12 protein-coding genes are annotated in these 12,858 nt (G+C 39.3%); 2 read left to right on the top strand and 10 right to left on the bottom strand.

Features of this window, described 5'->3' with window-relative positions; all coding sequences use genetic code 11:
- Positions 1-459: 459 nt before the first annotated feature.
- The 8 genes from sufB to K6V43_RS05060 all read right to left on the bottom strand — a co-directional run bounded on the left by sufB (position 460) and on the right by K6V43_RS05060 (position 8,876).
- On the bottom strand, positions 460-1,875 hold the full coding sequence (sufB, locus tag K6V43_RS05095) for a Fe-S cluster assembly protein SufB (RefSeq protein ID WP_024397013.1): 1,416 nt from the start codon (positions 1,873-1,875) through the stop codon (positions 460-462).
- Positions 1,876-2,054: 179 nt separating this feature from the next.
- Positions 2,055-2,495: a Fe-S cluster assembly sulfur transfer protein SufU gene (sufU, locus tag K6V43_RS05090; protein WP_024391402.1), complete on the bottom strand. Its 441-nt coding sequence runs from the start codon at positions 2,493-2,495 to the stop codon at positions 2,055-2,057.
- The gene (locus K6V43_RS05085; protein ID WP_222382046.1) at positions 2,482-3,708 is read right to left on the bottom strand and encodes a cysteine desulfurase; all 1,227 of its coding nucleotides are present in this window, start codon (positions 3,706-3,708) and stop codon (positions 2,482-2,484) included. The genes sufU and K6V43_RS05085 overlap by 14 nt, the downstream gene beginning before the upstream one ends.
- 4 nt (positions 3,709-3,712) lie before the next feature.
- Complete coding sequence (gene sufD / locus K6V43_RS05080) at positions 3,713-4,975, bottom strand: Fe-S cluster assembly protein SufD (RefSeq protein WP_222382044.1); 1,263 nt, start codon at positions 4,973-4,975, stop codon at positions 3,713-3,715.
- Positions 4,976-4,991: 16 nt separating this feature from the next.
- Positions 4,992-5,765 (bottom strand): Fe-S cluster assembly ATPase SufC, encoded by a 774-nt coding sequence (sufC, locus tag K6V43_RS05075; protein WP_044669162.1) that lies wholly within the window; start codon positions 5,763-5,765, stop codon positions 4,992-4,994.
- A 173-nt stretch (positions 5,766-5,938) separates the two neighbouring features.
- A complete protein-coding gene (locus K6V43_RS05070; RefSeq protein WP_024404108.1) occupies positions 5,939-7,111 on the bottom strand; it encodes a glycosyltransferase family 4 protein in 1,173 nt (390 codons plus the stop codon).
- The gene (gene mecA, locus K6V43_RS05065) at positions 7,108-7,827 is read right to left on the bottom strand and encodes an adaptor protein MecA (protein ID WP_024404107.1); all 720 of its coding nucleotides are present in this window, start codon (positions 7,825-7,827) and stop codon (positions 7,108-7,110) included. The genes K6V43_RS05070 and mecA overlap by 4 nt, the downstream gene beginning before the upstream one ends.
- 209 nt (positions 7,828-8,036) lie before the next feature.
- A complete protein-coding gene (locus K6V43_RS05060) occupies positions 8,037-8,876 on the bottom strand; it encodes an undecaprenyl-diphosphate phosphatase (protein ID WP_222382047.1) in 840 nt (279 codons plus the stop codon).
- A 264-nt stretch (positions 8,877-9,140) separates the two neighbouring features.
- Between K6V43_RS05060 and K6V43_RS05055 the strand changes: the two genes are divergently transcribed.
- Both K6V43_RS05055 and K6V43_RS05050 read left to right on the top strand, forming a co-directional pair.
- On the top strand, positions 9,141-10,703 hold the full coding sequence (locus K6V43_RS05055) for an ABC transporter substrate-binding protein/permease (RefSeq protein WP_222382041.1): 1,563 nt from the start codon (positions 9,141-9,143) through the stop codon (positions 10,701-10,703).
- The gene (locus tag K6V43_RS05050) at positions 10,696-11,439 is read left to right on the top strand and encodes an amino acid ABC transporter ATP-binding protein (RefSeq protein ID WP_024397007.1); all 744 of its coding nucleotides are present in this window, start codon (positions 10,696-10,698) and stop codon (positions 11,437-11,439) included. Before K6V43_RS05055 ends, K6V43_RS05050 begins: the two co-directional genes overlap by 8 nt.
- 213 nt (positions 11,440-11,652) lie before the next feature.
- Here K6V43_RS05050 and K6V43_RS05045 read toward each other — a convergent pair whose 3' ends face one another.
- Positions 11,653-11,862, bottom strand: coding sequence for a capsule biosynthesis transcriptional regulator (locus K6V43_RS05045; protein WP_024391394.1), 210 nt, complete (start codon positions 11,860-11,862; stop codon positions 11,653-11,655).
- An 89-nt stretch (positions 11,863-11,951) separates the two neighbouring features.
- Positions 11,952-12,854, bottom strand: coding sequence for an SPFH domain-containing protein (locus K6V43_RS05040; RefSeq protein WP_024397006.1), 903 nt, complete (start codon positions 12,852-12,854; stop codon positions 11,952-11,954).
- Between the last annotated feature and the right edge of the window lie 4 nt (positions 12,855-12,858).

Genomic DNA, 12,858 nt, shown 5'->3' with positions numbered 1-12,858 from the left:
TTGAGGCTCACAAAAGGGAAAAATCGCTACTTAACGTGGCGATTTTTCTTTTTATAGGGTGCTAATCCGGTGATAGGACGGGAATAACTAACTATGGGAATGATTCGTCTAGTTTTGAGAAAACTTTCACATATCTTTTCATGAAAATGTAATCTGGTAGTATAACTTTTATGCAATCAGCCTTGTAATCTACAAGAGACGTGCCAATAATCAAAAGAAAAATACCTTAGAGAAACTGCAGTCACTCCTCATCTCCCACCTCGGTTGGAGAGAGTTCCTACGGGAACTCCTTACTACATATCATTTTCTTGCAGAAAATGACGAGCGTAGAAGGCACAGAATTGTTATAAGGTCATTAAGATTACAAAGAAGAGCGATTTCCATCGCTCCCTATTTCCAACGTCGGTTGGAGATTTTTTGGCAATTTAGCAAACTCATGTTTGCTAAATTGCCAAAAATCTAACCAACCGAGCCCTCCATTTCATAGGCAATCAGTCTGTTGAGTTCGACTGCGTATTCCATTGGGAGTTCTTTGGTGAATGGTTCGACAAAGCCCATGACAATCATCTCTGTGGCTTCTGATTCGGACAGGCCACGGCTCATGAGGTAGTAGAGCTGTTCTTCTGAGATTTTTGATACCTTGGCTTCGTGTTCGAGGGCCACCTGTGAATTGTGGATTTCATTGAATGGGATTGTATCTGATTTAGAAATTCCATCCATAATAATGGTATCACATTCAATGTGGCTAATCGACTTGGCTGAATTTTTTGCAAAGGTTACTTGGCCACGATAATTCACTTCCCCACCACCACGAGCAATAGATTTGGATACGATAGAAGATGAAGTCCGTGGTGCATTGTGGATCATCTTGGCACCGGTATCTTGGACCTGACCCTTATTGGCAAAGGCAATGGACAGCATGGTACCACGAGCTCCTTCGCCTTCCAAGTAAACCGCAGGGTATTTCATGGTCGTCTTAGCACCAAGGTTACCGTCAATCCACTCAACTGTAGCATTTTTCTCAGCACGGGCACGCTTGGTTACCAAATTATAAACGTTGTCAGACCAGTTTTGAATGGTCGTGTACCGCATATAGGCACCTTCATGGGCAATGATTTCCACAATGGCAGCGTGGAGGCTGGCCGTTGAGTAAGTCGGAGCGGTACAGCCTTCTACGTAGTGAACGCTTGCTCCTTCATCTACGATGATAAGGGTACGTTCAAACTGACCTGTTCCTTCATTGTTGATACGGAAGTAGGTTTGGAGTGGAATATCCAATTTAACCCCTTTTGGTACATAGATGAAGGTCCCGCCTGACCAAACCGCTGAGTTGAGGGCGGCTAGTTTATTGTCTGACGGTGGAACGAGTTTTCCAAAGTATTTTTTGAAAAGTTCAGGGTGTTCCTTAAGCGCTGTATCTGTATCTGTAAAGATAATGCCGTGCTTGTCGTACTCTTCCTTCATGTTGTGGTAAACCACTTCTGATTCATACTGGGCAGAAGCACCTGCCAGGTAAGCACGCTCAGCTTCTGGAATACCGATGCGTTCAAAGGTTTCCTTGATTTTGTCTGGTACATCATCCCAGCTACGTGCTGGCTTATCCGACGGTTTTTGATAGTAAACGATATCATCGAAATCTAGTTCGGATAGGTCGGCTCCCCAAGTCTGCATCGGCATTTTCTTGAAGGTTTCATAGGATTTCAAACGGAATTCCAACATCCATTCAGGCTCGCCTTTGATACGGGACATTTCACGAATAACTTCTTCGTTCAACCCCTTACCAGTCGAAGCCACCAGTTCCACGTTTTCATCATGGAATCCAAATTTGTATTCCCCAAGATCAATCGGGGTTGGTTCAATTCTTTCTTCTGACATAATATAAGATACTAAGCCCGTTATGAAAGCAAATGAAAAATAGAGAATCGATTTCGTGTGCAAACACACGAGGAGATTTATCTTTTTTCAAAAGCTTTTAGGGCGAGTTCAATTTCAATTCCAATCAGAAACTGAACAATCCTTTCTGTATGATTTTCGTTTTTGTTATTTTTTTGTTTTTAGTCAGCACTCTCACTGCGTTCCAGTGCTTTCTTCAGGGCATTCCATGGTAAAGTAGCACATTTGATGCGTTGAGGGAATTTTGCGACACCAGCTAATAATGAGGCATCTTCCAGCTCCTTTTGGCGTTCATCTTTTTGACCTTGGACCATTTGTGAAAAGACTTCTGCTAATTCTTGCACGTGAATCTTTTCTTTTCCAATAACTGCATCTGTCATCATTGAAGCCGATGCAGTTGAAATAGTGCACCCTTCTCCATCAAACGCAATGTCTGTAATAACACCATTTTCAACTTTGACAGATAATTCGATCACATCTCCACAGGTTGGATTGTGAAGTTCTAGCTTTTCCACTCCGTCCAAACTCCCATGGTGATGAGGCGACTTGGAGTGCTCAGACACAACTGCCATATAAAGAGAATCTAATCTAGATAGGGCCATTGAAAAACTCCTTCGTCTTTATCAAAGCCTCGACCAACTTGTCGCAATCAGCCTTTGTATTGTATATGTAGAAACTTGCTCGAACTGTAGCAGGTACCTGCAAATACTTGAGGAGAGGCTGAGCACAATGGTGGCCTGCTCTCACGGCAACTCCTTCATAATCCAGAGCCGTAGCCACATCATGAGGATGTAGATGATCTAAGTTAAAGGCAACAAGTCCGGTTCTTTTGGCTACATCTTGACTTCCATATATTGTTAAGCCAGGAATGGCCTTTAGTTTCGGCCAAAGATAGGTAATGAGTTCTTCTTCATGCTCACGAACTCTATCCATACCAATTTGATTCAAATAATCAATCGCCGCTGCAAGACCAATCGCACCTGCTATATTCGGAGTTCCTGCCTCAAACTTCCATGGCAATTCTTTCCACGTAGCTGATTGCTCATAGACAAAGTCAATCATTTCACCACCAAATTCAACAGGAGACATCTGGTTCAAAATCTCTTCTTTACCATAAAGTACCCCTATTCCAGTTGGTCCTAACATCTTGTGGCCTGAAAAAGCAAAGAAATCAACATCTAACTCTTGAACATCAATAGCTATGTGTGGTGTTGATTGTGCTCCATCCACTACCAAATATGCTCCTACTTCGTGTACCAAAGTTGCAATTTGCTTAATGGGTGCAATTGCCCCCAAAACATTGGAAATATGGGCAATGGAGACAAACTTAGTTTTAGAAGACAAAAAAGATTTCAAGTGATCTACATCAATTTCACCATCTCGTAGATAAACATAGCGGAGCTGTGCACCGGTTTGTTGACAGGCTTGTTGCCAAGGAATGATATTTGAATGATGCTCCTGAACGGAAATGATTACTTCATCGTCTGGCTGTAGAATTTCTCTAGCAAACTGAGCAACCCAGTTTAAACTCGTTGTTGTTCCGCGAGTAAAGAGAATTTCCTTGCTTGATTTTGCATGAATAAAATCTGCAACCGTCTGACGAGCAGCTTCATACCGGGCTGTTGCCCGCTCTGAAAGGGTATGCACCCCTCGGTGAACATTGGCATTATCCTGATGATAGTAGTCAGCAAGTACGTCCAGAACCTGCTGAGGTTTTTGGGTGGTCGCAGCATTATCCAAATAAACCAAAGGCTCATCATTGACAAACTGGTCTAAAATTGGAAAATCCTTGCTAATACTATTCAATTCCTTCATAAACTTATCTCTTTGTTAATATTTCATCAATTACTGCGACTAGTTCATCACGAACTTCCTTCACCGGAATTTCTGTAATAACAGCCCCAAGGAAACCACGAACAACTAAACGCTCAGCTGTTGCACGATCCAAACCACGACTCATGAGATAATACATGTCCTCTGGATCAACCTGACCAATGGAGGCCGCGTGGCCCGCAGTTACTTCATTCTCGTCAATAAGGAGTATGGGATTAGCATCTGATCGCGCCTTATCCGACAGCATCAACACACGGCTTTCTTGTTGAGCATCCGCACCTTTGGCACCACGAATAATGTGGCCAATCCCATTAAAGGTCAACGTTCCACTCTCTAAAATAACACCGTGTTGAAGAATATGCCCCACCGAATTATGGCCGAAGTTGGTTACCCGTGTATCCACACCTTGCACTTGACGACCAGACGATAAAGCTACCACTTTGAGGTTTGCATGACTTCCATTTCCTTTTAAGTCACTATCAAAATCAGCGACGACATTTCCTTGGTTCATTAAGCCGATTGCCCAATCAATACTTGCATCATTACCAAGTAAACCACGACGTGCGATATAGGTATCTAGGTGCTTTCCTAAGCGATCAATCGCAGCAAACTTAATTTGACTCCCCGCTTGTGCAATGATTTCAACAACAATGTTGGCGGAACTAGCCACATTTCCATCACCCAAACTTTCAAAACGTTCTAAATAATTGAGCTTGGCATTTTTCCCAGCGATGATTAAAACCCGCTTGTTAAAGGCAACCGGACTGGAGCTGTCTTGGTAGAATAAAGCTTCAACAGGTTGCTCAATTTCAACATGGTCTGGAACATAGAGTACTGCAGTTGCATTAAAATAGGCTGTATTGTAAGCTGAAAGTTTGTGTTCATCATAGGCAACAGCTGCACCTAAGTATTTCTCAATGACATCTGGAATCACATCCATGGCAGATGCAAAATCTGTAAAGACGACACCCTGTTCCACCAAATCCATCGGTAACTGCTCTAAAACAGTTTGACTGCCAATTTGCACCAATTTTGGATTATCGCCAAGCTCTGTAAAATCTGGAACTGAACCAATTGCATCATTGGTTTCCAAACGTCCATCTCCTAAATTCCAACGGTGAAATTTAACGCGCTCAACAACTGGCAAGTCTAGCTCAGCTACTTTTTCAAAGGCCTTGAGACGGAGATCTGTCAACCAAACTGGCTCTGCCTGTTCTAATGAAAATTCTTGAATTCTATCTTTGGTCATATATCCCTCCAAAGACTTAAATGTCATCTTCTTTGTAGTCAATGCCAAGTTCGGCAGCTACTTGTACGTAACCTTCTTTTTCCAAACGTTGTGCCAATTCTGGTCCGCCTGAAAGAACAACACGTCCTTCCATCATGACATGAACAACATCAGGTGTAATGTAGTTCAACAAACGTTGGTAGTGGGTAATGATCATTGCACCAAAGCCTTCGCCACGCATAGCATTGATTCCTTTTGAAACCACTTTAAGCGCATCAATATCCAACCCTGAGTCAATCTCATCAAGAAGTGCAAAAGTCGGTTCCAACATAAGCAATTGCAAAATTTCGTTACGTTTCTTTTCACCACCTGAGAAACCTTCATTGAGGTAACGCTCTGCCATTTCTTCTTTCATGTTTAAAAGTTCCATTTTTTCATCCAGCTTAGTGATGAAATCACGAACTGAAATCTTGTCCTCATCTTCCTTACCAGCATTCATAGCTGCTCGGAGGAACTCTGCATTAGTGATGCCTGGAATTTCTGATGGGTATTGCATAGCCAAGAAGAGTCCCTTACGGGCACGTTCATCAACTTCTAATTCCAAAATGTTTACACCATCAAAAAGAATCTCACCTTGGGTAACTTCATAGCTTGGATTACCCATAATCGCTGCTGAAAGGGTGGATTTTCCTGTTCCGTTAGGTCCCATGATAGCTGCAATTTCACCTGTTTTCAAGGTCAAATTCACACCTTTTAGGATTTCTTTTCCTTCAATTTCCACATGAAGGTCTTTGATTTCTAATACTGACATACTACACTCCTTATATTGTTCATCCTCGTTAAAAACCATACGTATCTTTACATTGTGTTTTTATCGGGCATGGATTTATTTTTATAGTCTTTTCTGACAATTTTAATAAATCATATCTTTTATATTATATCAAAAAAAGAGCCAAAGGGCTCTAATCTTGTTTAGAAAGACTCTTATTTCCGCTTTTTTTCATTATAACATTTTTTATATTGATCAAGCCTTTCTTGTCGGTAACTACTATTACCAATGAATCGCAATACGTTTAGAACAGGGGTCCTATTTTCTCCAAAAATCCCTATTAATTCACACAAAATTTCTACTCCAAATGCAAGGGTTATTACAAGCAAGACCCCCCCTACTCGACTCGAAATATTCAAGAGTAAGGATGTAAGTGAAAAAATAAAGGAAATTGCATAAATAACTAAAACAGTCCCACGATGTGTTAAACCCATTGAGAGAAGACGGTGATGCAAATGCATCCGGTCAGCTTCATAAATCTTTTGTCCCGACAATTTTCGGCGTATAATTGCCACCACAGTATCAGTGATTGGAACTCCAAGAATAATAATTGGCGTCACAACCGCAACTGCCGTAGAGTTTTTTAATCCCTGTAGAGAAAAGACACCAATCATAAACCCTATGAATAGAGCTCCTGCATCACCTAAATAAATAATAGCCGGATTGTAATTATAGGGAAGAAAACCTGCAATCGCTGCAACTAACACAAAAATAGTTAAGCTCAAGAAAATATTGCTATCGTACAAAAAGAAATAGGATACTATCCCCATTGTCATAAGTGATATAATGGATACCCCTGCAACCAAGCCGTCTAAACCATCGATTAAATTAACTGCATTTGTAATCGCAACAATCCACAAAACAGTTAAAAAGAAGGCTAACCAAGTTGGAAATTCGATCAGTGGACCTCCAAATGGAACTTTGAAACTATCGAAATGAAAGTCCGTAAAAAACCAAATAATGACTGCTGCAACGACGATTCCTAGAAGCTTGGGAAGAGGATCTAATTCTTTTATATCATCAATAAGACCCGTTAAAACAACAATCGCACCAGCTATCACCACTGGTAAAATATAGTCTACATAGGTAGTATAAAGATGAATCCGTGTGACTATCATTGGTAAAAAGATCAAACTAGCCACAGCAAAAGCTATAAAGATGGCTAGGCCCCCACCTGATGGCATTGGTACCTTGTTAATCCGTCTCGCATTAGGATTGTCAACGGCACCAACTCGAAAAGCCAACGAACGAACTAGAGGGGTCAAAATAACAGCTATAACAACTGTTGCAATTAAGACCATCACATATTTTAGCGCAAAAGGAATCATACCATCTGCACCTTCCTAAGCTCATCAATTGCTCCAACACCCAAAAGCAACACTCCATGTTCTTGTAGGAATGGCCTCGTCAATTTTGTATCATTCGTAAATTCTAGCATCCGTGAGAGGATGTACTCCGGATACTGTTTTGAACGCTCAGCTACATTTATTAGAACAGTCATATAATAACGATTTTCTAATTTGTATAGCTCAGATTCTTCCACAGGATAATCAACTGTTTGAACAAAGTTTATAACATCAATCAAATCAGGAAATTCTAAGATATAGTAAATATACGGTTCTTGATAATCCTCATTTTCTTCTGCCTGTTCCGTCTCTTCCAACCGTTGAACAGCTTTCGTATCTTTTGCACTTTTTGCACGTACCGTCTGTTCCAAACTTTTCAACAATTCATCTGGAGTCATTCTTGATACATCACCTAATTCCGATAAATCTGTAAATTCATCAAAATTTAAATGTTGATCCATTTCAGATTTTGTGACAAAGATATCCACTTTATCCGGTTTTGGAGTCACTCTAAAACTTAACATCCCACTTTCACGAAAAGTGGACGGTAAGTCCAATTCATCTAAGACAGTATAAAAAAACTCTTCCGTCTTTTCTTGAGGAATAAGGAAATCCGCGATTTCCATCCCGCGCTCCTCTAAATCTTCTAATTGAATAGTGATTTTTAGAGTCGAATCACTAATTTGTTTTACTTTCATACATACCTCATTCATTTATCTATTAGACTGTCAACAGTATAGATATCGTAAGCTCTCATACAAATCTCTTCCCATTATACTAAAATGCCACTCGAAAAACAAAAAAAAAGCAAGTTTCTAAACTTTCTGCCTCAACTATAGAAAAACGGCACAAGAAAAGCCTAGAACTATAATCTAGACTTTTTTGCCGATTTAACAACTAAATTATCTTATAAAATAAACGTGAAAAATGAATAAATCAGTAAGATAGCACCCAAAACAATCCGGTAGTAACCAAAGACTGTAAAGTCATGTTTTTTCACGAAATCTGTCAACATACGAATAACAACTACAGATACTACGTAAGCAGTCACACTTGCCACTAATAAAATAATAACCTGTTCAAAAGACAAACTATTACCATCTAAAAAGTATTTAACTGCTTTTAATCCACTGTAGCCAAACATCGTTGGAATTCCCAAAAAGAAAGTAAAGTCCGCGGCAACAGAACGACTTGTCCCAAGAATAATTGCACCCAGAATAGTTGCACCAGACCTACTTGTACCCGGTACAATACTTAAGACTTGAAAACATCCAATCAGTAAAGCTGTTTTATAGGACATTTTTGCCAAATCCGTCACTTGTGGCTCAACATCTTTGTTACGTTTCTCAATCCAAATAAAGGCAATACCATAAACAATCAGAGCAATTGCAATCGGCACCATAAAATTGAAATGCGCTTCAAACCAATTATCTAAGGGAACTGCAATGATAATGGACGGAATACAAGCCAAAACTACTTTTGCCCACAATTGCCAGGTCAAACGGACCTCTCTTTGCGTTTTTCCAGGCTGAAATGGATTAAGTCTTTGGAAGTAAATTGTAATAACCGCTAGAATTGCTCCCAATTGGATCACAATATTAAACATCTCAATAAAACTAGTACTTTGTTTTAATTGAATAAATTCTTGCACTAATATCAAATGGCCGGTAGATGAAACTGGCAGCCACTCAGTTATCCCCTCAATAATACCCAAAAAGATGGCTTTCAAAATCTCAATTATCATGATAACTCCTTAAGATAAATTCTATCTATTATACCACAAAATAAATATTCTCAAATAAAAAATAATCATTCACTCAGTAAAAATTCTGTAAAAAAACTAACTATCACTGCTAGCTGAGTAAATATCAGTAAAGTATTCCAATCTACTATTTTCATACATTTTCATACGATTTTTTCATACAATTTAAGTGAATAAATAAAACAAGCATATTGAAATTTTTCAGAATTTTTTATACAATAGTATAATACATTTTACTAAGGAGATTTTATGAAACATAAAATTAGTATACTCCTGCTAAGCTTATTAGCTGTTTTTTCGATAACAACTGGAGTAAAAGCAGATGAATACCTTCGTGTCGGAATGGAAGCTGCCTATGCTCCTTTTAACTGGACACAGGAAGATGATAGCAACGGTGCAGTTCCAATCGAAGGAACCAATCAATTTGCCAACGGATACGATGTTCAAGTAGCGAAAAAGATTGCTGAATCGATGAATAAAGAATTGCTTGTTGTCAAAACCAAATGGGAAGGCTTGGTTCCTGCCTTAACATCTGGAAAAATTGACATGATTATCGCTGGTATGAGTCCAACTGAAGAGCGAAAAAAAGAAATTGCCTTCTCAGATAGCTATTATACTTCTATACCAACCCTTGTTGTCCGTGCGGATAGTCAATATGCAGATGCAACTAGCTTATCAGATTTTGCTGGTGCCAAAATCACAGCTCAGCAGGGTGTCTATCTTTATGATTTGATTGATCAAATTGAAGGGGCTGATAAACAAACTGCGATGGGTGATTTCTCCCAAATTCGCCAAGCACTTGAAGCTGGCGTGATTGATGCCTATGTTTCTGAGCGACCAGAAGGACGTACCGCTGAGGCTGCTAACAAAGCTTTCAAAATGGTTGAATTGACAGATGGCTTTGAAACAAATGCCGAAGATGTTACGATTGCAGTTGGTATGAGAAAAGATGATACTCGTATCACACAAGTAAACGAAGTGTTAGCAGCTTTTTCTGAAGCAGATCAAATCGCACTCATGGATAACATGATTGAAAACCAACCTGTTGAAGAAGCGTCAGCTGAAAATCCAAATTTCTTTTCTCAAGTTTGGAAAATTATCGTTAACAACTGGCAACAGTTATTACGCGGAACAGGAATGACCCTATTAATCTCAATACTTGGTACAATTATTGGTACAATTATTGGTCTTCTCATTGGTGTATTCCGTACCGCACCAAAAGCAGCTAATAAAGTTTTAGCAATCGGACAGAAACTCTTAGGTTGGATTATCAATGTCTATATTGAAGTGTTCCGTGGCACCCCTATGATTGTACAATCAATGGTTATCTACTATGGTACTGCCCAGGCTTTTGGTCTCAACCTTGACCGTACCTTAGCGGCTATCTTTATCGTTTCTATCAATACCGGTGCTTACATGAGTGAAATTGTACGTGGTGGTATCTTTGCTGTTGATAAGGGGCAATTTGAAGCGGCAACAGCTCTTGGATTTACCCATAATCAAACCATGCGTAAAATCGTACTCCCTCAAGTTGTTCGTAACATTTTACCGGCTACTGGTAATGAGTTTGTTATCAATATCAAAGATACTTCTGTTTTGAATGTAATCTCTGTGGTAGAACTATACTTCTCTGGAAACACGGTTGCAACCCAAACCTATCAATATTTCCAAACATTTACTGTTATTGCTATCATCTACTTTATTCTAACCTTTACTGTAACACGTATTCTACGCATAGTTGAAAAACGCTTTGACATGGATACGTATACAACAGGCGCAAATCAAATGCAAACGGGGGTCCTCAATGACTAATAATACTATCTTGGAAATTAAAAATCTTAAAAAGTCATACGGACAAAATCAAGTACTTAAAGATATTTCTATTACAGTTGAAAAGGGCGAGGTTATCTCTATCATCGGCTCTTCTGGTTCTGGAAAGTCCACCTTCTTACGTTCTATCAATCTCTTAGAAACACCAACTGATGGACAAATCCTTTACCACGGACAAGATGTTTTGGCAAAGGGGTATAACCTACCTCATTACCGAGAAAAACTTGGGATGGTGTTTCAATCCTTTAACCTCTTTAACAATTTGAATGTTTTAGAAAATGCGATTGTAGCTCAAACAACCGTCCTAAAACGCGAACGGTCAGAAGCTGAGCGCATTGCTAAGGAAAACCTTAACAAGGTAGGGATGACTGAGCAGTACTGGACAGCTAAGCCAAGTCAATTGTCTGGCGGTCAAAAACAGCGTGTTGCTATTGCCCGTGCTCTTTCTATTGATCCCGAATTGATTCTATTTGACGAACCAACCTCTGCTCTCGATCCTGAAATGGTTGGTGAAGTTCTCAAAACGATGAAAGACCTAGCAAAATCTGGTCTAACCATGATTATCGTAACTCATGAAATGGAATTTGCGCGTGACGTTTCCGATCGTGTCATTTTCATGGATAAAGGGATTATTGCTGAAGAAGGTAGTCCAAAACAAATTTTTGAGAATCCACAAGAAGAACGTACCAAAGAATTCCTCAAACGTTTCTTAGGATAATTGATACTCAATGAAAATCAAAAGTAGCCTAGGAAACGAAGTCGAAGATAGAACTGAAGTTCATCAAGGCAAGTTGACAACGGATAATTTTGATTTTCGAAGAGTATGAGATTTTTGAATAGGAACACATTCACGATACCAGGTCACTCTGGTATCTTTTTTATGGAAAAAAAGAGGCTCCTCATCGGAACCTCTATTTTAAAACTACATAGATTAGTTTTCAAATTTTTTGTGGTTTTTATCGTAAAAGTCAATCAAACCCAATGCAGTTGCAAATGAGATGTTATCAATCTTAGCACGGCCTTGTGCAAGAGCGATGACTGACATTTCACGAGCATTAGTTTCTTTACTAATACGGTAGCCAGTGATTTTCTTTTCACGTACCCAGTTAACAACTGCAGCAACTTTTTCGTAACTTGTCATGAGAAACCCCTTTCCATTTTATTCGTGCAATTTAGTATAATACAGCTTTGCACTTTTTGTCAAGCAAAACATTCGGTTTTTGCTAAAATTTACTTAACCTTTAGAGCGGATAGTATTTGAGTCCGAATGTCCTCAACTCCTTCTGGATTCCCAGGAAGGAAAATTGTATTATTACCTCCTTGTGCAAAATTATTTAAAGTGTCCAAATATTGGTTTGTCAACAGAATCGACATGATTTGTTCTTCCGTCAAACTGACATTGGATTCCTTCAATTCACGAATCGAATCTGCTAATCCATCCACTATGGCTTTACGTTGATGAGCAATCCCCACACCATGTAGGCGATCTTTTTCAGCTTCTGCCTCTGCGGCAGTAACAATTTTAATTTTATCTGCTTCCGCCAATTCCTGAGCTGCAACCCGTTTGCGCTGAGCTGCGTTGATTTCATTCATTGATTGTTTCACCTCTGCATCCGGTTCAACCTTTGTAATCAGGGTTTTTACAATAACATAACCATAGGTTGACATCTCTTCAGCTACTTGTCTTTGAACTTCTAGGGCAATTTCATCTTTCTTTTCGAACAATTCATCCAAAGTCAGTTTAGGAACTGATGAGCGCAAGGCATCTTCAATATACGATTTGATTTGTGCCTCTGGATGCATGAGTTTATAGTAAGCATCCGTCACATTATTCTCATTAACTCGGTACTGAGTTGCTACATTCATTGTTACAAAAACATTGTCCTGTGTTTTTGTTTCAACAATAATTTCACTTTGTAGCATCCGTAACTGAATGCGGGCCGCAATGACATCTACACCAAATGGAATTTTAAAGTTAATACCAGACGTTGATGTTTTTTGATACTTACCGAATCGTTCAATGATAGCGACAGTCTGTTGCTTGACCACATACAAACCTGAAAAGAGTAAAATCAAAGCGATAAATAATACAAATAGCACTACAACAATAAAAATAATTGAACCAGTAGACATAATA

Source organism: Streptococcus suis, assembly GCF_019794615.1.
GTDB classification, from domain to species: Bacteria; Bacillota; Bacilli; order Lactobacillales; family Streptococcaceae; genus Streptococcus; species Streptococcus suis_AI.
This window is presented reverse-complemented; position numbering and strand designations above follow the sequence as displayed.